We start from the raw sequence: 26,515 nt of genomic DNA, 5'->3' as shown, positions 1-26,515 counted from the left end.
CTGGCCCACCCGGGCTTCACCTACTCGTTTTAGGGATCGAACGGGGCAATACCCAGTGGCCTTGGACACAGCAAGGGTGGGACTTAGGGCCTTGGTGAGGAGTGGCGGAGAGGGAGGGATTTGAACCCTCGGACCCGCATTACCAGGTCAACTCATTAGCAGTGAGTCCCATTCGGCCTCTCTGGCACCTCTCCGTAACCCACCATTGTAGAGCACGATGCTTGGTCTCCGTGATCAGTTGCACAAAAATTCGTCAACGCTGGTCCGTTCTGACCGATCGCTGCGGTGGCACGGATCACCTTGTGCCGCACAGTTGGCCATCGAACAAGCCAGGCGACCTAACTCGCTACTATCGTAGGTATGCAGATCACCGTGCCCGAACGTTTTTCGCTCCTAGTCGATCGATTTCCAGGGCTACCAATTGTCGTTCAACAACCCGACCAACCATGGGATGAGCGACTCGCCGCAACGACCTTTTTCATCCCTGACTACATGTCGGGTCGGGCAGGCGTCGCTAATCTCTCTCGGATGCCAAAAGTCGAGGTTGTGCAGATCCTCAGCGCTGGCGTCGACAGTGTGAAGGATCTGATTCCCGATGGCGTTACCCTCTGCAACGCCAAGGGCGTACACGACGCCGCCACGGCCGAGATGGCCATCACCTTAACGCTCGCCTCCTTACGAGGCCTCGGCCACTTCCGGGATCTCCAGCACGACCGACATTGGGACAACCGCAGCTATGCCTCGCTGGCTGACCGTCGAGTGCTGCTGATCGGCTATGGATCGATTGGCACCGCGATTGAGGCACGGCTGAGCGGGTTCGAAGTCCAGATCACCCGAGTGGCAAGGGTTGGCCGGGTCACACCGCGGGTCTTTGGCTACGACGAGCTCGACGAGCTGATCCCCGATGCCGACGTCATCATTGTAATCGTCCCGTTAACGCAGCAGACCAGGGGGATGATCGATGCGCATTTTCTTAGCCTCATGCACGATGGTGCCCTTCTTGTCAACGTGGCCCGTGGTCCGGTCGTCGACACCGATGCACTCGTTGGGGCGTTAGCAGACAGACGGATCTTTGCAGCACTCGACGTGACCGATCCGGAGCCGCTCCCATCAGACTCGCCGCTCTGGCGTCTGGATAACTGTCTTATCACGCCACATGTCGGTGGCGACACTGACGCCTTTTATCCGCGTGCCCTCGAACTCCTCACCCGCAACATCGAACGTTACCGCAGGGGCCTGCCACTCTTGAACGTCATCAAGGGCGAGTACTGATATCAACCGCCTCGCGCTCCTCCTCTTTTCGATATTGGGCTCGCCTCGATACTGGATGCCGGCGCGAGTGTCCAACGACATCGCACCGGATCAGGTGATGTCATCGCACGATATCCACCTAGATTCCTACAGCAGCAACCAGCTGTTGAGTGATTTGGTTATATCGTTATAACGCCTACAATAGATTCTCTCGATCCTGCATTGGGAGTCCGGGGCGATCGGCACGAGGTACTTGCCGGGCCTCTTGACCGGTCAACCGCAGTTTTCACCCACCGTCTCAAGACCTATCGGGGCAGTTCGAACGCATAAAACAGTTGGTCTCCCGGCTCATGAGCGGTCCGTCTATCTCACAGCTCCAAGTGGTGTGATCGGTTGATCGCCGGTACTAATTTCTCGATATGCACTCGAATTCATGAGTCACAGGACTTAAGCCATCCAAAAAATAGGACTAAAGTCCTCTTTGTGGGGCAACTCACGACTATGTGCCAAGAAAGGGGGGATTACTATGCCAGACGGGCTTCACCACAGGGTAGTAATCATTGGAGGAGGGACTGCTGGTATCACCGTGGCCGCTCGACTACGAAACGCTGGCGAGTCCGATGTAGCCATCATCGAACCATCAGAAGACCACTACTATCAACCACTCTGGACGATCGTGGGGGCAGGTCTGGCCAAGGCGGCTGAGACCTTGCGCAGCGAGGCATCGGTGATGCCAAGAGGTGTGAAGTGGATTCGTGACGCCGCCACTGAGATCGATCCCGACACCCAAACCGTCACCACCGCGGCTGGTGTCCTCGTGAACTATGACTACCTCGTTGTCTGTCCCGGGATCCAACTCGACTACGACAAGATCCCTGGGCTCGTTGATACACTCGGCAAGAACGGAGTCTCCAGCAACTATCGCATCGACCTCGCACCGAGAACGTATGAGTTCTTTCGAGATATGACCTCAGGTACAGCGGTCTTCACCATGCCGTCTGGTCCCATTAAATGCGCGGGGGCACCCCAAAAGATCGCCTACCTTGCCGCCGACCACTGGCAGAAGCGGGGCGTTCTCAAGAACATCCACATGATCCTTGTCCTGCCGACACCTGGCATGTTTGGGGTGCCAGAGTTCTCCAACGTCCTCGACGAAGTGGTCAAACGCTACAACATCGATGTCCGTTTCCAAAGCGAGATGATCGAGATCGACGGCAACAAACGAGAGGTCGTCATCAAAGACAACAAAGAGGATTCGACCACAACCATCAAGTATGACTTCTTGCACGCGGTACCCCCGCAGAGCGCCCCTGATTGGATCAAACGATCGCCTATCAGCGATAAGACCGCAAACGGTTATGTCGACGTTGGCAAAACCTCTCACCAACATCCCACCTACCATAACATCTTCGCGCTGGGCGATGCGGGGAACACCCCCAACTCAAAGACGGGTGCGGCCATCCGCAAGCAGGCCCCAGTCGTGGTTGCCAACCTCCTCGCCGAGATGCGTGGACAAGCCCTTTCTGCGGAATACGATGGCTACGCCTCGTGCCCCCTCGTGACCGCACACAACCGCATGTTGCTTGCAGAGTTTGACTACACCATGAAGCCACACCCGACGATCCCTGTGATCAACACCCAGAAGGAGCGCTACGACATGTGGCTCCTTAAGCGCTACGGCTTACCAATGATGTACTGGAACTTGATGTTAAAGGGTCGCGCATAAGCGAGGGTGCGTTCGTTCTGGCGGCAGGTTCCCTGCCTGAATGATAACAAACCCGCCGATGACCATGAAACCTACCCTTGAGCCATTGACAGCAACCAACGGCTCAAGGGCGCCGGATGCACAGCCTCCACGAGAGACAGCACCGACCGCCGCTCGATGGACAACGGTTGGTTTCGTCGACCCGGGGCACGCATCACCAGGCCAACGACCCTCGCGGCCGTCCCAACCGTCTCTGACCGCCCATCAACACCGACGAGATACGCCCTTTTGCTACCCTCGCGGCTCCCACGCGAGCGAGTCAAGGATTGCCCGGACATCATCGAGGGTCGTCAGTGGGTTCACAAAGCAGAACCGAAGCACCTTCTCGCCGCGATGCTCGGTGGGCAAAACAAACCCTACCCCATCGTGAAGGGCCTGGGTAGACCAGCGGTCATAGAGATGCGCATCCCATCCAAGTCTTCGAAAGAGAACCACCGATAGCTCTGGCTCCATCACCAGCTCCAGGTAGTCGCGTTGTTCAATCTCGGTCACCGTCGAGCGTGAGAGATCGATCGAGGCTTGAATTCCCTCTTGATAGCGGCGCGTACCGTTAGTCGCAAGTGAAAACCAGAAGGGAAGCCCTCGAACACGACGGCTCAGATGGTAACCGTAGCTCGATGGATTCCACTCCTCGGCCTTATTGATGTCGTCCAGATACGCCGCCTCTTGCGTGAGCGCATGTTTGGCATATTTTGGCTCGCGATAGAGGATCGCGGCCGCATCAAAGGGAGCGAACAGCCACTTGTGCGGGTCGATGACGAGGGAATCTGCATATTCAATGCCGTCGAAGCGCCAACGCTCCTTTGAGGCGAGGGCAGCTCCTCCATAGGCGCCATCAACGTGGAGCCAAAGATCGTTCTCCTGAGTAAACGCACTCACCGACCGGAGATCATCGACCAAGCCTGCATTCGTTGTGCCAGCCGTCGCCACTACGGCGACGACAGATGCGCGCACCTCCTCGCTCAGCTCCGACCACACGCTGGCGAGATTCTCTCCGGTCAACTTCTGGTCCGCACCAGTAGGGACATAGATCACCTCGAGATCCATCAGGCTTGCCGCCGAGGCTATCGAGGAGTGCGCTTCGTGGGAGGACAACACGCGCCAACGATCAGGACGCTGAAAATCACGCCGTTCCTTGAGGCGTTGACGGGCAGCGTGCAGACCGGACAGGTTCGCCAATGAGCCACCTGAAACAAAGGTTCCACCAGCAGAGGATGGCAAGCCTGCCAGGTCAGCTAACCACCGTAGCGCCTCATTCTCACAGTGGACAGCACCCGCTGCCTCAAGCCAAGAGGTCCCGGAGATACACGAGGCGGAGACGACCATGTCAAAGAGGACGGATGCCTTTGTGGGGGCGACAGGGACGAACGCAAGGAATCGGGGGTGATCACTCGACAACGTAGCAGGCGCGTACCCTTCGATAAAGCGGCGCAGGGCCTCCTCGCCCCCAATTCCATCGTCGGTCACGTTTGCACCGTACATCGTGGCGAGCTCTGCTTCACTTTTTGGACCATCAAGTGGTGGCGGTTGCAAGGCTATGCGTCCCAACGCATACTGGACAATAGCCTTCTCAAGCTGGAGCGTCTCCTCATCAAGACGGTGCACGGGTCCTCCTCTGCGAACAAACAGTCAGGAGATGAGTTTATACCAAACCTGAATGGGCTCCTAGTTGCCATCGGCTGCTATTACAATCAGTTAGACAAACCAGGTGGACCCGACCAAGGAGTTCCGATGCCCGCCTCAACCCCCACAAGTTCCGGTGCACTCGATGAGGTGCTGTTCACGCTCGGGCAGTCGCTTCGCCGCCTCCGCATCTCTATCGGTGATGAATCCGACTTTGCCTATGCCATTGGGTCAGGCTTTTGGCAGCTCGTGCTCCTCGGTGGGCGAGGCGAGGAGCGAGTCTCCGAGATTGCATCCTCCCTCAACTTGGATATCTCGACTGTGTCACGCCAGCTCAAACTCCTCGAGTCGCGTGGTCTTATCGAACGGGCCCCGGATAAATCGGACGGCCGTGTCTCCAAAGTGCGATTGACGGACCTCGGTCGAAGTGTATTGCATCAACTCGTACAGGCGCGACTCGCCGTGATCAACGACGCGCTGAGTTCGTGGAACAAGACTGACATCGATGCGCTCATCACCTTACTCGATCGGTTCTCTCGTGATCTTGGTAGCTCATTGACTGACCCCGATATCTGTTCGGTCTCCACGCAGGCCGAGAACCCTGAATCCTGAGCATTTGTCGAGGGACGAAATGCTCGCTTTCGTCTTTGGTGGGGGTGGAGCAAGGGGCGCCTGCCAAGTCGGAATGCTCCGTGGTCTCCTTGGGCTAGGACTGATTCCCGACCTCATCCTCGGCGTCTCCGTTGGTGCACTCAATGGCGCAGTCTTCGCGGAGGAGCCAAACCTTGATGGATTGGCTCGATTGACCACACTTTGGTCAGGTGCTCCCCTGCAATCACTTTTCCCTCGTCGTCGCACCCTTCGCTTTCTCTCCAACCGTGAATCGGTGCATCCTGGAGAACCCTTGCGCCAGCTGATTCGTAACAATCTCTCCATGCGAGACGTAGCGGATGGCAAGGTGCCGCTGCACATACTGCTCACCGATGCTGACTCTGGGGATGAAGCCTGGTTCGATCATGGTCCTATCGTAGAACTCCTCTATGGTTCAGCCGCCATTCCAGGGGTGTTGCCTCCTTTACGACACGATGGTCATCGCTACATCGACGGCGGCATGGTGGACCCTAACCCCATCACCCACGCCGTCGAACTCGGTGCAACGAGGATCGTGCTGCTCCTATGCGGGACGTTAACCCCTACCTACCACAGCAAAGGCCGTCCCTTGAGCACGTTGCTGATGGGCTACTCCCTGACTCAGTTAGCCCTCACGAAACGAGAGTTGGCACATCTTCCCGATGCGGTACGCGTCGTCGTCCTGGCGTGCGACGCAGCCGATTCAGTCGAGGCACTCGACTTTGGTCATAGTGCCGTCCTGCTGGCAGCTGGAGAACGGAGTGCTGCTCACGCAGAAGATGCGCTCAGACAACTGCTCTAGGGTGCATGACCATGACAGAACCTCCCTAGACGATCCACAGACCTAGCGGTTCACCGTCGACATATCTGGATATCGGTCGCCAGCCGTCACACCGAGAGGAAACGCTTGGTCGATCTCGAGGAGTTCCTCGTTGGCCAACCCAATATCGGCACTTGCCGCATTCTCGGCCAAGCGATCGAGGTTCCTTGTCCCAGGAATCGCTACAATGTCGTCCCCCTGCGCGAAGAGCCATGCCAGTGCGATCTGGGCTGGTGTGGCACTCTTGCGCATAGCGATGTCACGAAGAGTTGCGACCAGGTTCAGGTTTCTTTCAAAATTATTACCTTGGAAGCGGGGATGTCTTCTGCGTGTATCACCCTCGTCGAGATCGTCCATCGACGTAATAGCTCCGGTCAGAAAGCCTCGACCCAACGGAGAGTAAGCGACGAGGCCGACCCCAAGCTCCCGAAGCGTTGGCAAAATCTCCGGCTCTGGGTCCCTGGTCCAGAGCGAGTACTCGCTCTGCAACGCGCTGATGGGGTGCACCCCATGGGCACGACGAATCGTAGCCGCTGACGCCTCGGAGAGTCCGAGATAGCGTACCTTGCCGGCGGTCACCAGGTCTGCCATCGCTCCTACGGTCTCCTCAATTGGCACCTTGGGATCAACTCGATGCTGATAGTAAAGATCGATCACCTCAACGCCGAGACGACGCAGTGACGCGTCACACGCGCGGCGGACATAGTCAGGTGCTCCGCTGATCCCCTGGAACTCTCCGTGCTCTCCTCGCACATTACCGAACTTGGTTGCCAGCGTCACCTCGTCACGCCGTCCGACCAACGCGCGGCCGACCAACTGCTCATTCGTAAATGGGCCATACATATCCGCGGTGTCGAAAAACGTCACGCCGAGCTCGATCGCCTGGTGCATCACCTTGATCGACTGGGTATCATTGGCTGGCCCGTAGAACTCGCTCATCCCCATACAGCCAAGCCCCACCATCGAGACCGTTAAACCCTGTGAACCGAGCGCTCGTCGCTTCATGTGTTGCTCCTCTCTTTTGTCTTCCAGGCTAGCTGCCGTTGGTGCCATGTCCCTGAACCAGAAGAACACCACCACTCCCTCGATGACCAGAACCTGAGTAGCATGGTTGGATGCGGTCATCACCATGCAGAACCGACCTACCTTGATCGAGCAAGGGCAGCTGGAACAGGCGGTCGACGGTGTCGGCCGCACCTATCACGTTGCATATCGCCTTCGGTGTCGACGTTGAATCTCGTGAGCGTCCTCCTAGCGGTCCTCGGTGGCATCGTCTACCTCGTATTGTCACTCAACGTCATTCGGTCGCTCCTGGTGCCGAGGATCGATCGCTCGAGTCTGCTACGGCTCGTGATTCGAACGCTGACTATTCCTGGGCAGGTGGTACGACGGCGCATTCACAACTACGAGGTCCGAGACCGGGTGCTCGCTTTTGAGGGCCCTATCTCCTTGCTAGCACTCCTCGGAGTGTGGGTAATCGGCTACCTGCTCTCCTTAAGCTTGTTGTTACTCCCGGCCGTAAGCAACCCATTGGCAGCGCTCGCGCAGGCTGGATCCTCCCTGGTCACACTCGGAATTGTCAGCTCCGCACAGGGATGGGCCCAAGCGATCGACATTCTGGCAGGTCTCACTGGGCTGTTCATCGTCGCACTGCAGATCGCCTATCTGCCAACACTGTATGGCGCTTATAACCGACGTGAAACAGAGGTGACAATGCTGGTTGCTCGCGCCGGCGAACCCACATGGGGACCGGAGATCCTCGCCCGAGCTCAACTCACATCCTTGGTTGACGACCTGCCAGAGTTCTACCGCCAATGGGAGCGATGGGCAGCAGACGTCCAAGAGAGTCACGCGAGTTATCCGGCACTGATGTTATTCCGTTCTCCAAGTGCTTACTCGTCGTGGGTCATCGCGCTCCTCGCCGTCTGCGACTCGGCGGCACTCTTTGACGCCGTCGCCCCCGAAAGCACACCAATCGAGGCTCGACTGGCGCTCAGGATGGGGTATCTCTGTTTTCGACGGCTCAGTTCAGCGCTTGGACACGAAGTCAACGAGGACCCTAAACCAAATGATCAGATCATGCTCACGTACGCCGAATTTAACCGCGGTTTCGACCGACTTGTTGCCACTGGATTTGTTATGGAACGCGATCGTGACGAAGCCTGGGTCCACTTCCATGCCTGGCGGGTCAATTACGAGAATGCCGCCTACTTTCTCGCCAGTCGTACCGATGCCGTTCCTGCCCCGTGGAGTGGCAAACGCCTCTCTGGACAGACACTCGTTCCTTTCCGACGTTTAAAAAACCGAACTCCAGAGGACCCCGAAGGCACTACACGTACCTCGTATTTTCCAGAGAATCTCTGAGCAACCTCTCATGAGTCACGCGACCAAAAGCTCCGGCAGACAATCCTGAGACATAGACAGGAGGGTTCGGTCCAAAGGCGCGACAGGCGCCGCTAGCGTAGGGGTATGGAAATGACGGTCAGAAGATGGCCTCTCAATAGTGTTCCCCGTCGACCAATGGTGGATTCTCCCTCATGAGGCCCCGACCTCTCGTGAGTCCAACCAGTAAATGACCCCCTCGCACGTTGGGTCTCCCCATCGATCGAAGGTGCTCCTTCCCGCGACCCTCATCGCACTAAGTGCGTGGTGTCTAGCGGCCTGTGGCCAAACGTCTTCCACCTCCGTCACGCTGACTGCAACGAACGTAGGGCAACGAAGTTTCTCGGGCATCGTCGATCAGTACTCGAAGGCGAACAACCAAGCCAATGAAACACTCAGCGTTGCTCGGCAAAACGATGATGAACAAGGGACAGCAGCCGCTATCGACGACGCGGATTTCCACCTTTCTCGCGAAGCCGGCTATCTGACGGCCCAGGGGACGAGCTACAAACCTTTCTACGAGGAGTTGGACCGAGCGGTCACTGTCGATTCTCCACAGAAGCGCTACCCGAAGTTGCTCGTCACGGTCGACGCTCAGTACACCAACAACGCGAGGACGGCGAATGACTCCGCCTGTCGGTTTCTTGGAGTATTCGCCAAGAACTCACCCAATGCGCCTTGGCGCGTCACCGACGAACCAACCGTTACCAAGTCCCTCTTACCTGCGGTCAAGGTCATCGATCACAACCAAGGTCTCGTTCCCTCGGAGTCCTCAAACCTGTCAATTCCGCTCACAAGACTACCCAAGTACTATGCGTTGGCACTGACCACCTATTTTCAAGAAGGCATTGTGTCGCGAGGTTTAAAGCAGGCCGACTTCTCGACATCGGCCAAGTGCTGGTCCCTTCCCCAACTCTCGACCAACCCCTATGTCTCGCCAAGTTCATCGCAACAGCTGGCCACCAGCGCCACGGTGACAGCACCAAATCCCCACATGATTACGCTCACCACCGCGAACGGCGGGGCACTCGCCGTTTTTACCCTCCATGTTGATCTCATCAGTTCAAGCGGCAAGAATGCCGCCTTCACTTGGAGCCACCGGGCGACCGATCCTGACTCCTACTTGCTGCCTGCAGCCTCAGGGCTCCACAACATCCAAATCCCACTGCTGTTCGATATCGCTGTGTATGACCCTCCCGTTGCGGTAAGCAAACTAGCCCCTCGCATCGTTGGGTCATACTGGGGTCCTCTGCTCGGCGGTACTGAGGCTCATCAAGCACCCTTAGACGCTTAAAAGCCCCCAAGAAGGGGGCTCGTAAGCGTCTCAAAGCAAGACGTTGTTACTGGTTTTTCGGGTCCTCGGCGAGCATTTGGTAGATATCGCGTCGCAGACTGGCGAGCAGCTGTTGTGCACGCTGCCGTTGTTCAGCAGTGCCCACGATGTCCACCTGTCGCAGTGCCTGGAAGGTAGCACGAACCTCACGACCAAGGTCCAGCTCTCGATTAGAACCAAGGTCCTCGGCGTCAGACACAAGCCCTTCAGCCTCAGCTCGTCCGGCATCGGTCAGGGTGTAGACCTTTCGACCGTCCTCCTCCTGGCCTACAATGAAGCCAGCGTCCTCTAACATCGACAAGGTCGGGTAAATCGACCCCGGGCTTGGTTGCCACACGCCACCGTTGCGCTCCGCGATCAACTGCATGAGTTCATAACCGTGTTTTGGGCCGCCCGCAAGGAGGACTAGAATCTCGCGACGAACCCTGCCGCGTGGCGACCTACGTCGACGCATTCCCTGTCCCTCACAACCGCCTCCATGCATTCCTGGACCTCCGCAACCTCCATGCATGCCACGTTGGTGCCTGCCACGTCCACGCATATCATCAACTTCTTCATTCATCATCTCTGATCCCTCTCTGTCGCGGCTACCTCCGCAACCACAACCTCCATGCATGCCACGTTGGTGCCTGCCACGTCCGCGCATATCATCTTGATACATTTTTCGCTCCTTTAACGTTATATCGTTAAGTACAGTATAGCGACTGTTGCAGCAATCATGCATCGGATAAAAAATCCTCAGAAAAGGGGAAGACTGCGCCTCCGACAAGGAAGTCTGTAGCTGAAGAGGAAGGATCCTCTGAACCGTCACGAAGCACCAATACAGAGGGCGCCAGCACCTTTAGCCCAGTGCGCCGCCAGCACCACCTCGAGCTCGAAACGCACCGCCGCCGCCCGCAGCAAACGCGCCCCTTCCGGAGAAACCGGCGAATCCACCAGCGAGACCCGTTGTCGAAGGCAGCGGCTTGTTCAATGTCGCCAAGACCACCTGCTCGCCAGGGTGCAACCCGGTCTTGACCTGTGTGACAACTGCTCCCATTACCCCGATCGAGACGATCACTGGGCTCGGTGCACCTCGCTTCAGGACGTCCACGAGCGTCCGCGCACCTCTCCGCTGAATAGCTGACGTTGGCACCTCCACCACGCCGTCGGCTCGACCAATGGTGATCGTCGTTGTGGCTTGGACACCATCGAAGATCGGAATCTCAGCCTTTTCGAGGTCCACAGTAACCACTACCGTCGTCAGCCCAGTGGCGGTACTGGTAGTCGGGTTGGTGCCGATAGCGACCACCGATCCCTGATAGCGAGTGGTAGTGCCAACTGGTTGCACGACTGTGGCATCTCCAACATGAACCTCACTTGCTTGACTGATGCTCACGGGGATAGCGTCAGCGATATGCTCCGGATCGATGATGGCTATGGACTCCGTTGCGCTGTCAGCGGCTAAGTCTTGGCCATCAGCGAACCCTACACTCGCAACCGTTCCGCTCATTGGAGCGATGAGGCTTGCAACACTGGAAGCTTGAAGCGACGCAATCTGTGCCTCATCAGCCGAGACGATCGCCTGATCATCAGCCACTGTCGTCTGAGAGACGGTTTGGTTCTGTGCAGTGGATGCGTTGCCCTTCGCGGAGGAGGCAAGCGCAGCGCTGAGCACCGAACAAGCCTGCTTTTGCTGAGGCTCCGGTCGTGCACACAGCGATGCCAGTGCCTCTTTCGTGGCTGCCTGTGATCCAGTGCCTGCCCCATGCGTGGTTTGGATGTTTGGTGTCGAGCTCGCCTGGGAGGGATCCTCGGCCTGGGCAAGGGCCGACTCCGCCTGGGCAAGAGCCGACTCCTCCGTCTGTAACGATTCAGAGGTCCGCTGAGACGGATCTAGTGTCGCAAGCGTAGCCCCTTTGGCTACCCGTTCTCCTACGTGGACATTGACACTTGCAACAACACCATCAACAGGAGGTACCACTACGGTCTGAGAAGAAGGGACGAGAGTGCCGACCGCCACCACTGTAGCGGCGACAGAGCCTCGTCGCACGGTCGCCAACTGATAGCCAGATGTGGAGCGTCGGGTAACCACGATACCAGCCGCCAGTCCGACTAGTACCACCACAGCAACGATCACAATGGCGTTGTTGCGGATCCTACGCACTCGCCGCACCGCCACCTCCACCGAATCCTCCCCCACCGAAGCCAGCACCTCCGCCAAAGCCAAAGGCCGAACAGCTGCCGTTCACGGGACTCGAGATGGCAATCGATCGTGCAGTCACGATCCCGATCGAGCTTGTCGTTCCCTCAACGGTGACGCATTTGCCGACCGCGAGGCCAGCCGACGTTACCGATTCATGTTCAGTTACCGAGGTGCTGCTTGTAATGGGTATCGTTACGACGGTTGCACCCTTGGCCTCAGTCACCGACAGTGAACTCGAATCTACCGCTTTGACCGTACCGATGATGGCCTTGAACGCTCCGGGCTTGAACGTCCGATGGGTAAAGCCTCTAGATCCCGCACCAGGACGGCCAGCAAATCCACCGCCAGGAACTCTCGCAAAACCATCCGAGCCCAACGACGCACAACCCTTTGTGGTGGGAAGAAGGGTCACCGCACGGACTGATGGGGCCGAGGATCCCGAAGGGGTGATCTCAAAGGCTGAGATGCAGTCACCGACGCGCAACGCACTCACATCAGTCGTCACCGTCTCCCCAAACGTCGTAGAGGAGGACCACTTCACCGTCGATTCTCCCGTCGAGGTACCCTCCACCTGCATACTCTGCGCGGTAGAGATCGACGCAATCTGTCCAGAAGCTGCAGGGGGAGTGAAATGTCCCCTACCAGGTGTTGGAGTGGTTGGCGTAGAACCAGCCGAAGAGGTTGTCGGCTTCGTTGAAGCCGTGGCCTTTGAACTGGCAGTTGTACCGCACGCTGCGAGAAGTAATCCGCCGCAGAACAGCAGAACCACCCTCTTGCTCTTGAACGCTTGCATCGTTTTTCCTCCTACTCCGTTCGCAGTGCTTCAATGGGCGAAAGCTGGGCAGCGCGAGTAGCCGGGTAAACACCAAAGACCACGCTGAGCAGCATCGATATGCCGATGGCTCCAGCAGTCACCCACGCCGGAATACTGATAGGGTCAGATATCAGCGATGGCAGCACATGCTGAGCAATGAGAGCGATCCCTACGCCAATTGCTCCCCCAAGGATCCCGAGCAAAAGTGCCTCGGTGAGGAACTGAAGGCGAATATCCCGGGGGCGAGCGCCCAGCGCCTTACGTAAACCGATCTCGCGTGTCCGCTCGTTCACAGAAACCAGCATGATATTCATCACCCCGATACCACCAACAAGCAGCGATACGCCCGCGATACCCGCCAACAGCGCAGTCAACGTTGAGCTGACTGAGGTTGCCGTAGAGACGAGCGACTGCTCCGACGTGATGGTAAAGTTTGCATCTGCTGGCTCACTGATGTTATGCAGCATCAGCAACTCATTGTCGGCCTCTTGGTAGGCGGCCGAGAGTGTCGTTGAACTTGTCGCCTTAATCAGAATCGAATCGACCGCATCGTTAGAGCTCGCACCAACCAAGGAGTTTTGGGCGGTCGTCAATGGAACAACCGCCAAATCATCTTCGTTGGTCGTTGGAGAGGTTCCGGAGCCAACGGAGTTCAAGACCCCGATGACGGTCATGGGTGTGGAGCCGACGGTAACTGTCTCACCAACCGGGTCCCTCCCGCCAAAGAGTTCTGAGGCTGCCTCCGAGCCGAGCACAATGACATTCGCACCCTTGGTCTCCTGAGCGGAGGAGAAAAACTCACCTGACACCACAGACCGAGAACGTACCTGTAGCCAGCTCGGAGTCGAACCATAGACGATCATCGAAGTGCTCGTCGCGCCAAAAGTAACCGTCTCATCACCTTGGACGATTGGGGCCACTGCTCCGATTGCGGGTGCCACGACGTGTGATGACAGTGCCATGGCATCTCTCTCGGTGAGACTCTCACCTGAATCCGCAGTTGCGGCAGAGGAGCCGCCTGGCGATATCGTGAGAAGATTCGAACCCAACGCAGAGATCTCACCTTTCACCTTCGCCTGCGCTCCCTCACCGAGTCCGACAGTAACCATGACCGCTGCAATGCCAATGACAATGCCGAGAATTGTCAGCAATGAGCGCATACGATTCCACTGCACGGCCTCCGAGGCGACTCGAAGCAGCTCTCCAAACTTCATGCAACACCTGCCAGAATACGACCATCGCGCAATGTCAACGTGTGTGAGCCACGAGCGGCGACCTCTGGATCATGGGTAATGACTACGACGGTTCGGCCAGTGGCGTGAAGCTCATCGAAGATCGTAAGGATTTCTTGAGCACTCGCGGAGTCAAGGTTCCCTGTCGGTTCATCCGCCAAAATCAGATCAGGGTTACCGACCAGTGCTCGAGCTATCGCTACCCGCTGCTGCTGCCCACCAGAGAGTTCCATGGGCCGATGACGCAGGTGATTACCGAGCCCAATGCGTTCAAGAAGCTCGATGGATCGCGCCCTTCGCTCGGCTCGTGGCACACGAGCGTAGATGAGTCCAAGCTCTACATTCGCAACTGCGTCGACAGACGCCAACAGGTTAAACTGCTGAAAAATGAAACCTATCCGACGATTTCTGAGACTAGCGAGTTCGATCTCACCCATCTGATCGACCCGCTCACCCGAAATCAATATCTCACCAGTCGTTGGGATATCAAGGCATCCGAGAAGGTGCATGAGTGTCGATTTACCCGATCCTGACGGCCCAGTAATCGTCAAGAACTGACCCTCAGCCACGGTCATCGATACCCCGCGCAGGGCCTCAACAACAACCGAACCCAGCAGGTAGCGTTTTGTGACGTCGCTGACCTTGATGACATCAACCACCGAAGGCACCGCCGCCACCGAAGGCACCGGCACCACCGCCGCCGAAGCCACCACCGCCGCCGAAGCCACCACCGCCGCCGAAGCCGCCTACACCACTACCTTTCGTGGTGCGCGCGCCAGCAAACGATGGCACATCCTCGACAATCTTGTCACCGCTGGCGAGACCCTTGGTGACCACGACCTCAACACCCGTGACCGTACCGACGGTGATTGGAACCTTCCGATCACCGGAGCCCGATGGTTCAAGCACGTATGGCGACGAAGTGAGCGAGTGGACGGCAAGCGTAGGAATCTCGATCACATCAGGTTCGACTTTCGTGACAATGCTGACCGTTGCAGGGAGACCTGCGTAAAGGTCCTTGGGGTCACCAGTGACTGATATCGTGACTGGAAAGGTAGCAACACCATTCGCGACCGAAGCTACCAGTCCGACCGACGAGACGGTTCCGTACACGTCTCCCGAGACACCCTGCACGACCACGGTGGCCTGCTCGGAGTCTTGAATGCCAGCGATATTGGCATCACTTACGGAGGCATTGACAACCCATGAGTTAGACGACTGAACGGTAATTCCGGCTGTCGTAGCTGCACTTGCACTTTGGCCACTGGCACCACCGACACTCTCACCGGAGGCGAGATTAACCGCCGTTACCGTTCCGTCAATCGGAGAATAGAGTGAGGCTTCAGACAGATTTTGCTTGGCGGTAGTAACTGCAGTGGTGTCTGCAGCAACTGTCGCCTGATCTGCGTCTACTGTCGCAGCTGTTGCTGACGAATCCTGATCGGTTGTCAACTTTGTTTGCGCCGCCGCTAGCTGTGCCTGCGCCTGATCAAGGGCTGCCTGGAGTGGCGCGGTGTCGAGGCTGGCCAGCAGGGTCGATGGTGTCACCGCCTCGCCGACCGTTGCCGCGACGGAGGCCACTGTTCCTGAGGTCAAAAAGTTGACCGTCTGATCCTGACTCGGCTCGATTGTACCTGAAGCTGAGACCGACGTTGAAGCCGAGGTTTCCGTCACCGTCACGGTTCTTGGGACCAAGGAGAAACCCTTTGCGCTCGTGTTCGAAGAGGTGAGACTTCTGAGCCCGTACCCAAGACCAACTAAGGCAAGCGCCACCACCACCCCTATCGTCATCCGCTGCCAGCGTGCGCGGCGATTTGTCATCGTTTCCAACTCTCCATGAATTCATTAGCGATATAACACTGTGCGAGAGCATATCACCGCGACCCTGGGAGATTCCTCAAAATTTACGGTGCATAGACTAGGTATTGTACCTAGCGATTGTCATCATATATCGATAATACTCTCATAACATAACCATAATATTTTCATCACATCACCGGTCGGCACGGTGAAGACACAGACCGTTGACTGCCCTGCACAAACATGAGGTAACCACTGGTAAAGTTGTGCATTGATAGGAAAAAGCAGTTCATTTATTCCTATCAACCACACCTAGCGCTTCGGCAAGAGCCGGGGAGTGACGGCAACGACTCGATCATTGATTACCTAACCCAGTGTTGAGTGACTTACCCCTACAATTCAAGTGCAACACATGAGAATGCAACAAGCATCGTATCCATCACACCGCTTGTTTCGATCTGATTTACCGACTCGTATAAGAACATTGTGATCAAATGAGGGCATTCCCAGCCATACAATACAGACCGCGACATTAAGAATTTCCTAATTATCGGAGGGTAATTATTCAACTACTCTCTTCAAGTGATCACAGCAAGGATATGCGGACGACTCTTATCAGGGCTGAGCAGCTTCTGGTTTTATTGCTGCGGTTTCCGCGAGCGATCTGTGCTGCTGGCACATCTTCATCATCAATTGTTCAACCCAAGGGCCACCGGAGTGGAGCCGCCTCACATCGCTACTTGAGCGCCACAACCGAGATCCCCACGGTCGACGAACTACCCTCCACCAGGACCTCCCATTTTGTATCCTCGAGACTATAGAGGGCATTAGGGGTGCCGGCATAGGAGTGCTGCTTGAGTACATAACCAAGAGCTCGCAATGTGTGGACATACTGCTCCATAAAAGTTGCCTGCGACGATGGGGCAGGTGCATAGGTCATCTGAAACTGTCTACGTCGTTTGGTAGAGTCGTTCGCGATATTGATCAGCGGGGAACCCTTTGGCAACGGCACTACCGCCACGGGAAAGGTCTTTGGAAGCTTCGCCAACTGTGCCGGAGACTCTGCCGCAGTATTTACCGGACGCGACGACTTCGATTGCACCTTCGTGTTGCCACACGCTGCCAGCAACACGGACGTAGCCAATACGCCAACCACCCAACGCTGTTCTCGAGTTCGCATACCCATCACTCTAATCCACCCCTGTGGTTCCAAGAAAAGGTACCCTTCAGGCTCCCGCGAAGACATGGTTGGTGCGCCTAGAGAAAGTTCTTGCTTGTCTCGCTGCTAGCTACTTCGGCTCGCGCTCATCCACAGAGGTACGTCATGATCCAGTACCACAACATCCGCTCGATCCGATTGCTCTCGATCGCTCGCCACACCCCCGACAGTCAGTCTCTAGCTCAACGTGGTAGGTTGTGACGGTCCACTGTCGCGCTGATCACCGGCTCCAAACATTGCTGGAACCTTTCAGGCAAGTCGCGACCGCGGCACTCCACCATCCCGTCTCACGAGCGACGGACAGATAGTTGACCATCAACGGAGAGGTTGGCCAATATTTGCGCTAGCGATGTGCCTAGATATCGACCGCCTCAGCGTCCGAACTCGAACTGGTACCTCGGATGGGCAAGATTGTAAAGACATCACCTGGTTCTGCCCAGTCTTGCTGCTCCGAGGGTACGTCGGCACTAGCGATGGCCCTCCAAACCCGTTCAGGAGTACACGGCATATCGATATGGCGCACACCGAGATACGACAATGCATCGACGACCGCGTTCTGTACCGCAGGCATCGAACCAATCGTTCCCGACTCCCCAATCCCTTTTGCACCGAGTTCGTTGTAAGGAGTGGGGGTCTCGGTGTTGAAAATCTCAAAGGAGGGCAACTCGGCGGCGGACGGCATGGCATACTCAGCTAACGTCGCCGTCAGGGGATTGCCATCCTGGTCATAGACTGCCTCCTCCCACAGGGCTTGGGCGATCCCTTGCGCGATACCCCCATGCTGTTGACCGTTGACAATCAACGGGTTGACGATTCGACCACAGTCATCGACAGCGACATGACGAATGGGGATGACCTTGCCTGTATCGGTGTCGACTTCGACGACAGAGAGGTGCGCTCCAAAGGGAAAGGTCGCACTCTCCTGTTGAAAATCGAACGTTGCAAACAGGGGTTGATCTTGTTGAGCAGCGATATCAGCGAGTTGGGTCCAACTCAAATGCGCACTCGGAACACCAGCCACCTCCAATCCTCCAGTAGCGGCCACCACAATGTCATCTTCTGCAGCCTCCAGATGGTGTGCCGCCAATTTTTTCGCCGTATCAAGGACCACCTCTGCAGCGCCCGCTACTGCAGATCCACCGATCTGCAGTGATCGTGAACCCCCGGTGCCGCCACCACGCGGAATGATCGCCGTATCGGACTGTCGAAACTTGATCTGTTCAAGTGGGATACCCAGGCGATCCGCTACGATCATCGCAAAAGAGGTTGCATGTCCTTGACCGTGAGCAGAGGTCCCGACATCGATCGTCGCAGAGCCATCAGGGTGGACCTCCACACGAGAGTATTCGTTCTGTCCCCCTCCGGCAGTGATCTCTACATAGGTTGAAACCCCGATCCCGAGTTGGATCACCTCGCCGTGTTCCCTCCGTCTGGTCTGCTCTCGCCGCAGTTCTGGATAGTCAACAACGGCAAGGAGTTTGTCAAGGGCTCCTTGATAGTCGCCACTGTCATAGGTGGTGCCCACCTGAGTGGTGACTGGAAAAGCATCAGCGGGTATCAGATTACGGCGACGAAGCTCGACGGGGTCGATACCGAGCTCATCTGCTGCCATATCGATGATCCGCTCCAGGAAAGCCGCCGCCTCGGGTCGACCTGCTCCGCGAAAGGCTCCTACAGGCGAGGTATTGGTAAATGCGGCTACCGCACTGTAGGCGACCTTTGGGATCCGATAGACGCCTTGGGCCATGGTGCGGGTTGGACCCAGCACCAGGCCGCCGCCAAACCCACCATAAGCACCGCCGTCGCCGACCATGCGACAACGAAGTCCCACAAAAGTCCCGTCGCGCCTCAGACCGAGTTCGGCGTATTGCACCTGTCCCCTGCCTTGAGGCATAGCAACCATATTTTCACTCCGGCTCTCAACCCACTTGACGGGTCGGGCTAACCGACCGGCCAGAGCAAATGCGACAGCATGCTCAGCAACGATGCCTGCCTTCCCGCCGAAGGCACCTCCGACATGGGGAGCAACGACCCGAATTGAGGATGCCTCAATACCAAAAACTCCAGCGAGCAAGTCAGCCACCGCATGGGGCATCTGTGTCGATATGTAGACCGTCCAAGGGCGGTCGCTGGCAGGTGCGTTTGGCACCACCAAAATGGCATTGCCCTCCATCGGCACGACCGCTACTCGTTGATTCTCAAAACGGCCACGGACAATGACCTCAGCACCTCCAAGAACATCGTCGTCTGCCGGGTCACGATACCCTGCTGCGATGTTACGAGTGACGTCTTCATAGAGTTGCGGAGCGTGAGATGTCAATGCATACTCCATGTCTACCGCGGCGGGAATGGGTTCGTAGTCAATCGCCACCAACTCTGCCGCATCGAGCGCTTCAACTCGCGTGTTGGCGACCACCGCTACCACCGGATCTCCGACAAATTGCACCACCCCGCTCGCCAACGGCGGACGAGGGACATCTTTGTTCAGGGCGGCGAAGCCATGAAATGGTGGCAGCCCCAGGGTTTGAGCGGTGAAGACTCCGAGGACCCCAGGAGCTTGGGCTGCATCACTGACGTCGACCGTTAGCACCTTGGCGTGAGCGTAAGGAGAGCGAACAAAAACGAGGTGTGCGGTGCCCTCAGGCAGCATAGTGTCGACATAGGTACCGGCCCCAGTGAGTAGGGCTGGGTCCTCTACGCGAACGACAGACGTTCCAAGTATTGATCCAGGCATACCATTAGGTTAAAGGGCCCAAAGAGTACCCGAACCCTTAGATCGCTACCCGCCGGTCCCAACTCTCTAGGGTAACGATGAGTTCGCATCAGAAAAACTCTGAAGAATCTCGCTCCCCTTCAAACAATTACTTGGTACAAGCAACTAAACTGAGCGGTGTAGAGGAGGGGTCATGAATTCTATGAAACCACATGAGGACCGCTACAAGTGGATTGCACTCAGCAACACGACGCTTGGCGTTCTGCTCGTCGCGATCAACGAATCGATTCTCATCATCGCGTTACCAGCAATCTTTCGAGGTATCAAACTCAATCCGCTGATTCCATCGAACTCTTTCTACCTGTTGTGGATCCTGCTTGGGTTCATGCTGGTGACCGCGGTCTTGGTCGTTACTCTCGGACGCATCGGCGACATCTACGGACGCGTTCGGATGTACAACCTGGGTTTCGCCATCTTCACTGTCTTCTCGATTCTGCTCTCTGTCAACTGGTTGCATGGCCAATCTGCCGGTGCCTTCATCATTGGCATGCGGCTTGGCCAGGGTGTCGGCGGTGCCTTCCTCTTCGCAAACTCCTCAGCCATCCTCACCGACGCATTTCCCAATAACCAACGCGGCCTTGCTCTTGGGATCAACAATATCGCCGGTATCGCTGGTGCCTTCATCGGGCTCGTCGTCGGCGGGCTGTTAGCTCCCATCGATTGGAGGTTGGTCTTTGTCGTCTCAGCACCGATCGGGCTGATCGGCACCATCTGGGCCTATCTCAAGCTGCGCGACAATGGGATTCGCACACCAGCCAAAATCGACTGGCTGGGCAACATTCTCTTCGCCGTTGGGCTCACGGTCCTCTTGGTCGGGATCACCTATGGCATCGAGCCCTATGGCAGTTCGCCGATGGGGTGGGCAAGTCCGAGGGTTCTCTCCGAGCTCATCATCGGTGTCGTGCTCTTGATCGCCTTTGTGATCGCAGAGACGAAGGTCAAGTACCCAATGTTTCGGATTCAGCTCTTTACGATTCGAGCCTTCTCCGCGGGCAACTTTGCGTCACTCCTTGCCGCTATTGGACGTGGTGGGCTGATGTTCATCTTCGTAATGTGGCTCCAGGGCATCTGGTTGCCGCTCCATGGCTACCACTTCTCCGTCACGCCGCTGTGGGCTGGTATCTATATGCTGCCGTTGACGCTGGGATTCCTTATTGCAGGTCCTGCCTCCGGAGTTCTCTCTGACAAGTTTGGCGCTCGCCCCTTCGCCACCACTGGCATGGCGCTGGCGGCACTCACCTTCGTTGGCTTTGACTTCTTGCCCATCAACTTCTCCTATCTACCGTTCGCGCTGTTGATGTTAGGAAACGGGCTTGCAATGGGCCTCTTCGCATCACCGAATCGGGCCGCCATCATGAACAGCCTTCCTCCTGACCAGCGCGGAGCGGGAGCTGGCATGTCAGGTGTATTTCAGAACGCAGCCATGGTGCTCTCGATGGGTATCTTCTTTACCCTGATGATCTCTGGTATTGCGTCAGACCTCCCTGCCGCGCTTTATCACGGGTTGGTCATCAACAACGTACCGAGTCAAGTCGCCACAAAGGTCTCGCACCTTCCCCCGATCTCGAGCCTCTTCGCCGCACTCCTCGGTTATGACCCAATTAAAAGCATCCTTGGCGCCGCCTTCCTCAGCCATCTCCCTGCCCACTCGGCAGCAGTCTTGAGTGGTCGTCGGTTCTTCCCAACACTGCTCAGCAAACCCTTCTCCGACGGGTTGAATCTCGCCTTCACTTTTGGTGCTCTTGCTTGCCTCTTGGCTGGCATTGCCTCGCTGATGCGCGGCAAGAAGTACGTGCACGGCCAAGAGGCACAGACACCTTCGCCCTCTGAAGCGGTCGCCGACTAGGGACGATACCGTTGGCGTGCGCGATGCATCGATCGCCCGATTCAGGTTACCTTTCCATCGCTTGCACGGAGCATCGTACCGTGTAGGCCCAATCGAGTTCACGGCGGCCCCTGTTGTGGCACACCTTTCGACGACAGCGGCCGGTTCGTTGGCCAAGCTCCGGTCTGGTCTTGATCGGGTCAAGTCGCCCCTACGCTGGAAGAGTCGATAGCTGCTCGCCAAGGCGAGGGTGCTGTGATGGCTAATGTGCAGGGAGGGGAGACTCATATGAGAGCATTACAGGCAGAAGACCTACTGAAACTACACAGTGTTGGAGATGTCCGAACTTCACCGATCGAGGATCGTGTCGTCTTTGTAGAAGAGTGGATCGACCCCGAACACAACACGTATTGCCGGCGAATCCGTACCATCGTGGAGCACTCGGCTCCCGTTGATCTCACCCAAGGCACCTCGGACACCCATCCGCGCTTTCGCCCCGACGGAACCGAACTCGCATTTCTTCGCAAGGTCGAAGACGTCGCCCAAGTATGGATCCTCCCTCTCAGCGGTGGCGAAGCACGACAGGTGACCCGTTACCCCGGCGGTGTGGACAGCTTTGCTTGGTCCCCTGATGGATCAGCTCTTGCGGTCACGGCGCGTGTCACCAAGGACGGCACTCTTGAGAAGGTTGATACTGCACTTTTGCCACCTCGCGAGCGACACACGAGCAACGTAAAGGTCATCACCGAGCTCCTCCACAAGTACGATGGCGACGGCTACTTCGACCCCTACCGCCCATGTCTGTTCACTATCGCCCTTGGCGACAATAACCGATCAGATCAACTCACCGAACATCCCTATCGAGTCAGTGAGGCGCAGTTCACACCAGACGGCATGGGCATCGTCTTTCGCTCCCGCCGTGGCGAGGACTATGATCGCGCCAGTGATGAAGGCCTCTATTTGGTCGATCTGACCAGTCGTACCATCACCGAACTGGTGCCGCCTGGAGTGCAAGCCTTTCTTCTCGCTCCCGATGGTTCGCTTGTTTACTCGTGGGAAGACCCGACCGCCATCGGCTACGACCAACCGAGGTTGTACCGACGCGCGCGCGCCGAGACCCAGGCATATCCAGTTGTCGCTACCTTTGCCTACCCCATCGGCAATGAAGCCATCAGCGACGTCCTCAGCCCGGCCGGCGATACGCTGGTGTGGGATCAACCTGGCGAGAGTTTTTTTGCGCTCGTCTCGCAGCAGGGTTCCGTCGAAATCGCACACATCTCGCTAGCCTCCGACACTCTCGTAAAGGTCACCACCGGACACCACGTCATCTCCTCCTTTGCCCGGTCTAGAACGTCTAACGATCTTTACGCCGTCATCACCACCTCGAATCAGCCGAGTGAGGTCTATCGCCTTGGCGACGGGAACCAAGAACAACTCACCAGTGTCAACACAGCACTGATGAGTACCGTCACCTTTGTCACGCCTGACTATTTTCAGGCCCTATCTACCGAAGGACATGCCGTCGATACTTGGGTCTATCTCCCACCGAAAACGTACACCGAGCGAGTCCCGGGCATCGTAGAGATCCATGGTGGACCAATGGCGATGTACGCCCATGCCTTCTTTTTCGAGTTCCAGTTGCTCGCCGCTCAGGGCTTTGCTGTCATCGCCTCGAACCCTCGCGGGTCTCGAGGGTACGGATCGACCTTCTGTGCTGCGATCTTTGATCGGTGGGGGGATCGAGATTGGGCTGACATTGAAACAGCTGTCGATGCTGCCTGTGAACGTCACCCAAGCATCGATTGTGACTCCTTGGGAATCGGTGGTGGATCCTATGGAGGATACATGACTGCCTGGATCATCGGACATAGCGATCGGTACCGCGCTGCCGTCGTGGGACGTCCCGTGACCGATTGGGTTTCAATGGTCGGTTCGAGCGATGTTGGGTGGGATGAAGCTCGACGGGCCGGAGGTAAACATCCCTGGGAGGACGACAGCTGGTATCGAGAGCAGAGCCCTCTGACCTATGTGCACAACGTGCACACGCCAGTGCTCATCGAGGCGCAAGAAGGCGATCTGCGCTGTCCAATTGAGCAGGCGATGGAGTACTATACGGCGCTGCGTTTTCTCAATCGAGTGCCAGTTCGTTTTGTTCGTTACCCAGATGAATTTCACGGCATGAGTCGAAACGGTAAGCCATGGAACCGGGTCCATCGTCTCGACGAAATCGAGGCTTGGTATCATCGTTTCCTGACTACTCAGCCTCAATGAGCCACAGGTACCGTCTCAAGCTCCGACGACGACAGTGGACACGCTCCGACGGCGACAGTGAGAGGTTCTGCCACTAGCTGCGCTAGAGCGCGCGTCCTCACAAGCGTTTGAGCTCGCCACCGTGCTGGCCGCAGTTGCCGATGGAGACTGTTACGTAACGAATGCGTGCATCGGTAGATCTGCTCTGCCTCTCAACGCACCGTGCATACTCGACGGTCAGAAGCGCGCGTCGGAGGACTAGCACGTCCTCTCTACTTCTTGGTGCTCTGTCATCGCGTACAGTCTCCTACCGCCCTCATGGACCCACCCATGCGTCAGATCAAGACAGCTTCTCTCAACGCAAACCACCTTCCCTGTACTGGAGTCATGATCGTTGATCCGGGGCGCGATCTCGAGGCATCCGCGGTGGCCAGCTCTCGTCTGCGGTGACAATCTCCGAGGACTGGGTGTTGCCGCCCCGGGGTCCGGGCGGGCACGGAGCGACCCACGAATAGTCCAAACGTCACCTCCCACAATGCCAAAAGCCCCTAATGAAGGCAAAACGTAGGGTACAAAGGGAATTTAATGATACCCTGGTAGGTATGTGCGGAAGAGGGTTGACTGGGTTGAAACACTGTTGTTAACAGAATATGGTAGATGCACGTGCCAGCGGTGAAGACACTGCCGCGCCAGCCATCGATCTGTGGTTTGACCGCACCACGAACCCCTCAGGCACACTTCACGAAAGGCGATACACAGTGGCGAAGATAGTAATACTGGGTGCTGGAGTCTCGGGCCATACCGCAGCCCTGCACCTCAAACGTCAGCTAAAGCAGAATCACGAGGTAATCGTCGTTTCTCCTAACGCTGATTGGAACTGGATACCGTCCAACATCTGGGTCGGTGTCGGGAAAATGAAGACCTCCCAGGTGCTCTTCCCTTTGGCCCCGATCTACCGCCGCAAGCGGATCGAGTTTCACCAGGCTCGTGCGGTGGCTATCTGGCCTGAGGGCGACGAAGGTGATCCGATGGGTGCCGTTGACATCGTCTATACCGACCCAAAGAGAGAGGGTGCCACGGAGCGTCTCCGGTACGACTTTCTGATCAACGCCACCGGTCCAAAACTCAATTTTGAAGCGACACCGGGTCTCGGACCTGATCACAACTCCTGGTCTGTGTGTACGGCCGACCACGCGGCAAAAACCTCAGAGGCCTTTGCCAAGATCGTTGAGGAACTTCGCCGGGGTGAAAAGAAGACACTGGTTGTTGGCATGGGTCATGGAGCATGTACCTGCGAAGGAGCTGCCTTCGAGTACGCCTTCAATGTTGAGCACGAACTCCGAGAGGCAGGCGTGCGCGACAATGCGGAGATCGTGTACCTCTCCAACGAGTATGAGCTCGGCGATTTCGGTGTCGATGGGATGCGCTTCTCGCAGAGTGGCTACCTTACGACATCGAAGATCTGGACAGAGTCGCTCTTTCGCGAGCGCAACGTTCGTGCCATCCTGCAGGCGCATGTCGAGCGTGTTGACCCAGGGGTCGTCCACTACGAGCAGCTTGACGGCACCAAAGGCTCACTCGAGTACGACTTTGCCATGCTATTACCGCCATTTCGCGGTGTCGACCTCCAAGCCTTTGATCGAACCGGTACCGACATCACCAGCGATCTCTTCGCCCCTAATGGGTTTTTAAAAGTTGACGCCGACTACACGGCGAAGCCCTACGAGCAATGGAGGGCGCAGGATTGGCCAAACACCTACCAGAGCCCAGCGTATGACAATCTCTTTGGTATCGGTATCGCCTTTGCGCCTCCCCATCCCGTCTCGCGTCCACGTACCAGCGTGAATGGAACACCAATCTCACCAGCACCTCCTCGAACTGGGATGCCCTCTGGCGTCATGGGAAGAGTTGTCGCTGAGAACATCACCCACCGGCTCACAACGGGCGCAACCCAAGGACCCAAGACAGCCTCGATGGCGACGATGGGAGCGGCGTGTATCGCCTCCGCCGGAGCCAATCTGCGAACAGGGTCAGCCGCCGCCATGACGATGTTCCCTATCGTGCCGGACTATCAGAAATACCCTTTGACAGGCCGAGATGACAAAGCAACTACCGGAGAAATCGGACGGAGCGGTCACTGGACAAAGCTCCTCTTGCACTACTTGTTCATCTATAAAGCTCGTGGTCTTCCTGGCTGGCACCTCATTCCTGAGTAACCACCATGATACAATCACCGATAACCAATACTCTTGAAGGAGAACTTGATGGATACCGCTAACCAGGACATCGCTGATGCTCCGCTTCCCACGCGGAGAACACTACGAACGCGCCACAACATGGCCTATCAGTTGATCCGATTCGCACTCTTTAACCTGCGAATGCTCAAAATGGTAGGGAAGGGTCACGATTAACCACACTGTCGGTCGGGTCCGATGGTGATCATCAAGACCGAACCACCGGCATCGGCAGATGATGACGCCGAAGACACGCGCCCAAGCGCCAGTGTCTTCGGCGTTGTTGTGCGTGTCCAACCGACCTTAGGAGTCAAGCAATAATAACTTGAACAGTCACGGAGTCTGTGCTATCATGTGAGCATGGCCGACGCAGCATTGA

General features: G+C 57.0%; 20 protein-coding genes and 1 tRNA gene. 10 read left to right on the top strand and 11 right to left on the bottom strand.

Annotated elements, in window-relative coordinates:
- Window positions 1-102: 102 nt before the first annotated feature.
- Window positions 103-194: transfer RNA gene (locus M7Q83_RS12090), tRNA-Ser, on the bottom strand.
- Window positions 195-360: 166 nt separating this feature from the next.
- On the opposite strand from M7Q83_RS12090, the gene M7Q83_RS12085 reads away from it, so the two are divergent.
- Window positions 361-1,272: a 2-hydroxyacid dehydrogenase gene (locus tag M7Q83_RS12085; RefSeq protein ID WP_298339180.1), complete on the top strand. Its 912-nt coding sequence runs from the start codon at window positions 361-363 to the stop codon at window positions 1,270-1,272.
- Window positions 1,273-1,771: 499 nt separating this feature from the next.
- Window positions 1,772-2,977 (top strand): FAD/NAD(P)-binding oxidoreductase, encoded by a 1,206-nt coding sequence (locus tag M7Q83_RS12080; RefSeq protein WP_366526414.1) that lies wholly within the window; start codon window positions 1,772-1,774, stop codon window positions 2,975-2,977.
- 270 nt (window positions 2,978-3,247) lie between these two features.
- Here the strand turns inward: M7Q83_RS12080 and M7Q83_RS12075 are convergent, their stop codons facing one another.
- Complete coding sequence (locus M7Q83_RS12075) at window positions 3,248-4,621, bottom strand: pyridoxal-dependent decarboxylase (protein ID WP_298339174.1); 1,374 nt, start codon at window positions 4,619-4,621, stop codon at window positions 3,248-3,250.
- 126 nt (window positions 4,622-4,747) lie between these two features.
- On the opposite strand from M7Q83_RS12075, the gene M7Q83_RS12070 reads away from it, so the two are divergent.
- Both M7Q83_RS12070 and M7Q83_RS12065 read left to right on the top strand, forming a co-directional pair.
- Window positions 4,748-5,251, top strand: coding sequence for a MarR family transcriptional regulator (locus M7Q83_RS12070; RefSeq protein WP_298339171.1), 504 nt, complete (start codon window positions 4,748-4,750; stop codon window positions 5,249-5,251).
- 19 nt (window positions 5,252-5,270) lie between these two features.
- Window positions 5,271-6,071: a patatin-like phospholipase family protein gene (locus tag M7Q83_RS12065; RefSeq protein ID WP_298339168.1), complete on the top strand. Its 801-nt coding sequence runs from the start codon at window positions 5,271-5,273 to the stop codon at window positions 6,069-6,071.
- A gap of 42 nt (window positions 6,072-6,113) precedes the next feature.
- Here the strand turns inward: M7Q83_RS12065 and M7Q83_RS12060 are convergent, their stop codons facing one another.
- Complete coding sequence (locus M7Q83_RS12060; protein WP_298339165.1) at window positions 6,114-7,094, bottom strand: aldo/keto reductase; 981 nt, start codon at window positions 7,092-7,094, stop codon at window positions 6,114-6,116.
- Window positions 7,095-7,310: 216 nt separating this feature from the next.
- Here M7Q83_RS12060 and M7Q83_RS12055 point away from each other — a divergent pair, with 216 nt between their 5' ends.
- Window positions 7,311-8,453: a hypothetical protein gene (locus tag M7Q83_RS12055; protein WP_298339163.1), complete on the top strand. Its 1,143-nt coding sequence runs from the start codon at window positions 7,311-7,313 to the stop codon at window positions 8,451-8,453.
- Between the two features lie 208 nt (window positions 8,454-8,661).
- The gene (locus M7Q83_RS12050) at window positions 8,662-9,765 is read left to right on the top strand and encodes a hypothetical protein (protein ID WP_298339160.1); all 1,104 of its coding nucleotides are present in this window, start codon (window positions 8,662-8,664) and stop codon (window positions 9,763-9,765) included.
- Window positions 9,766-9,811: 46 nt separating this feature from the next.
- Here M7Q83_RS12050 and M7Q83_RS12045 read toward each other — a convergent pair whose 3' ends face one another.
- The 8 genes from M7Q83_RS12045 to M7Q83_RS12010 all read right to left on the bottom strand — a co-directional run bounded on the left by M7Q83_RS12045 (window position 9,812) and on the right by M7Q83_RS12010 (window position 19,788).
- On the bottom strand, window positions 9,812-10,369 hold the full coding sequence (locus M7Q83_RS12045) for a PadR family transcriptional regulator (RefSeq protein WP_298339157.1): 558 nt from the start codon (window positions 10,367-10,369) through the stop codon (window positions 9,812-9,814).
- A 276-nt stretch (window positions 10,370-10,645) separates the two neighbouring features.
- Window positions 10,646-11,965, bottom strand: coding sequence for a biotin/lipoyl-binding protein (locus M7Q83_RS12040; RefSeq protein WP_298339154.1), 1,320 nt, complete (start codon window positions 11,963-11,965; stop codon window positions 10,646-10,648).
- On the bottom strand, window positions 11,943-12,782 hold the full coding sequence (locus M7Q83_RS12035) for a DUF5666 domain-containing protein (protein ID WP_298339151.1): 840 nt from the start codon (window positions 12,780-12,782) through the stop codon (window positions 11,943-11,945). Before M7Q83_RS12035 ends, M7Q83_RS12040 begins: the two co-directional genes overlap by 23 nt.
- A gap of 11 nt (window positions 12,783-12,793) precedes the next feature.
- A complete protein-coding gene (locus tag M7Q83_RS12030) occupies window positions 12,794-14,017 on the bottom strand; it encodes an ABC transporter permease (protein WP_298339148.1) in 1,224 nt (407 codons plus the stop codon).
- Window positions 14,014-14,766: an ABC transporter ATP-binding protein gene (locus M7Q83_RS12025; protein WP_298339145.1), complete on the bottom strand. Its 753-nt coding sequence runs from the start codon at window positions 14,764-14,766 to the stop codon at window positions 14,014-14,016. Before M7Q83_RS12025 ends, M7Q83_RS12030 begins: the two co-directional genes overlap by 4 nt.
- Window positions 14,687-15,856, bottom strand: a complete 1,170-nt coding sequence (locus tag M7Q83_RS12020; protein ID WP_298339142.1) for an efflux RND transporter periplasmic adaptor subunit — start codon at window positions 15,854-15,856, stop codon at window positions 14,687-14,689. The genes M7Q83_RS12025 and M7Q83_RS12020 overlap by 80 nt, the downstream gene beginning before the upstream one ends.
- A 715-nt stretch (window positions 15,857-16,571) precedes the next feature.
- Window positions 16,572-17,015, bottom strand: coding sequence for a hypothetical protein (locus tag M7Q83_RS12015; protein WP_298339139.1), 444 nt, complete (start codon window positions 17,013-17,015; stop codon window positions 16,572-16,574).
- Between the two features lie 394 nt (window positions 17,016-17,409).
- Window positions 17,410-19,788, bottom strand: coding sequence for a xanthine dehydrogenase family protein molybdopterin-binding subunit (locus tag M7Q83_RS12010; RefSeq protein ID WP_298339136.1), 2,379 nt, complete (start codon window positions 19,786-19,788; stop codon window positions 17,410-17,412).
- 172 nt (window positions 19,789-19,960) lie between these two features.
- Here M7Q83_RS12010 and M7Q83_RS12005 point away from each other — a divergent pair, with 172 nt between their 5' ends.
- The 4 genes from M7Q83_RS12005 to M7Q83_RS11990 all read left to right on the top strand — a co-directional run bounded on the left by M7Q83_RS12005 (window position 19,961) and on the right by M7Q83_RS11990 (window position 26,313).
- Window positions 19,961-21,673 carry an MFS transporter gene (locus M7Q83_RS12005; RefSeq protein WP_298339133.1) on the top strand — a complete coding sequence of 571 codons (1,713 nt, stop codon included), beginning with the start codon at window positions 19,961-19,963 and terminating at the stop codon, window positions 21,671-21,673.
- Window positions 21,674-21,910: 237 nt separating this feature from the next.
- A complete protein-coding gene (locus M7Q83_RS12000; protein ID WP_298339131.1) occupies window positions 21,911-23,923 on the top strand; it encodes a S9 family peptidase in 2,013 nt (670 codons plus the stop codon).
- A gap of 737 nt (window positions 23,924-24,660) precedes the next feature.
- Window positions 24,661-26,118 (top strand): FAD/NAD(P)-binding oxidoreductase, encoded by a 1,458-nt coding sequence (locus tag M7Q83_RS11995; RefSeq protein WP_298339127.1) that lies wholly within the window; start codon window positions 24,661-24,663, stop codon window positions 26,116-26,118.
- A gap of 48 nt (window positions 26,119-26,166) precedes the next feature.
- Window positions 26,167-26,313, top strand: a complete 147-nt coding sequence (locus M7Q83_RS11990; protein WP_298339124.1) for a hypothetical protein — start codon at window positions 26,167-26,169, stop codon at window positions 26,311-26,313.
- Window positions 26,314-26,515: the final 202 nt, after the last annotated feature.

Source organism: Ferrimicrobium sp., assembly GCF_027364955.1.
GTDB lineage: Bacteria > Actinomycetota > Acidimicrobiia > Acidimicrobiales > Acidimicrobiaceae > Ferrimicrobium.
This window is presented reverse-complemented; position numbering and strand designations above follow the sequence as displayed.

Excerpts from the sequence above, each read along its gene's own strand:
- M7Q83_RS12085 (WP_298339180.1), top strand. The coding sequence starts at position 361 with ATGCAGATCACCGTGCCCGAACGTTTTTCGCTCCTAGTCGATCGATTT.
- M7Q83_RS12070 (WP_298339171.1), top strand. The coding sequence starts at position 4,748 with ATGCCCGCCTCAACCCCCACAAGTTCCGGTGCACTCGATGAGGTGCTG.
- M7Q83_RS12065 (WP_298339168.1), top strand. The coding sequence starts at position 5,271 with ATGCTCGCTTTCGTCTTTGGTGGGGGTGGAGCAAGGGGCGCCTGCCAA.
- M7Q83_RS12060 (WP_298339165.1), bottom strand. The coding sequence starts at position 7,094 with ATGAAGCGACGAGCGCTCGGTTCACAGGGTTTAACGGTCTCGATGGTG.
- M7Q83_RS12050 (WP_298339160.1), top strand. The coding sequence starts at position 8,662 with ATGACCCCCTCGCACGTTGGGTCTCCCCATCGATCGAAGGTGCTCCTT.
- M7Q83_RS12045 (WP_298339157.1), bottom strand. The coding sequence starts at position 10,369 with ATGATGAATGAAGAAGTTGATGATATGCGTGGACGTGGCAGGCACCAA.
- M7Q83_RS12035 (WP_298339151.1), bottom strand. The coding sequence starts at position 12,782 with ATGCAAGCGTTCAAGAGCAAGAGGGTGGTTCTGCTGTTCTGCGGCGGA.
- M7Q83_RS12030 (WP_298339148.1), bottom strand. The coding sequence starts at position 14,017 with ATGAAGTTTGGAGAGCTGCTTCGAGTCGCCTCGGAGGCCGTGCAGTGG.
- M7Q83_RS12020 (WP_298339142.1), bottom strand. The coding sequence starts at position 15,856 with ATGACAAATCGCCGCGCACGCTGGCAGCGGATGACGATAGGGGTGGTG.
- M7Q83_RS12015 (WP_298339139.1), bottom strand. The coding sequence starts at position 17,015 with ATGCGAACTCGAGAACAGCGTTGGGTGGTTGGCGTATTGGCTACGTCC.
- M7Q83_RS12010 (WP_298339136.1), bottom strand. The coding sequence starts at position 19,788 with ATGCCTGGATCAATACTTGGAACGTCTGTCGTTCGCGTAGAGGACCCA.
- M7Q83_RS12005 (WP_298339133.1), top strand. The coding sequence starts at position 19,961 with ATGAATTCTATGAAACCACATGAGGACCGCTACAAGTGGATTGCACTC.
- M7Q83_RS12000 (WP_298339131.1), top strand. The coding sequence starts at position 21,911 with ATGGCTAATGTGCAGGGAGGGGAGACTCATATGAGAGCATTACAGGCA.
- M7Q83_RS11990 (WP_298339124.1), top strand. The coding sequence starts at position 26,167 with ATGGATACCGCTAACCAGGACATCGCTGATGCTCCGCTTCCCACGCGG.